The sequence below is a fragment of the Shewanella sp. AC91-MNA-CIBAN-0169 genome (genome assembly GCF_040310165.1).
In the GTDB taxonomy this organism is placed as follows: Bacteria; Pseudomonadota; Gammaproteobacteria; order Enterobacterales; family Shewanellaceae; genus Shewanella.
This window is the reverse complement of the sequence record NZ_JBEOPM010000209.1, coordinates 1-233: the sequence shown is the minus strand read 5'-3', so window position 1 is coordinate 233 and position 233 is coordinate 1. Positions and strand designations below refer to the sequence as shown.

The 233-nt window shown below is 40.3% G+C and carries 1 pseudogene; it reads left to right on the top strand.

Annotated elements, in window-relative coordinates:
• A pseudogene (locus AAEY98_RS22705) lies at nt 1-233 on the top strand (IS21 family transposase); the annotation flags it as partial.

Below are 233 nucleotides of genomic sequence, written 5' to 3'. Positions count from 1 at the left end.
CTTCTAAAGGGTGCCGTGCACGCAATATTAGTTACTTGCATGTTATTGACGCATTGGTTAAAAAACCATTGGCATTTCGCTACTCACAACTACGTGACGACTTACTCCCAAGCGACAATTACAAAGCTATTTGGGAATACGTTAATACTCATCTTTTAGCGGATGAAGCGAGCTATTACATGGTAAAACTGCTCCATTTAGCAAAACAAAGTGGGTGTGAACGTCAATTAGGA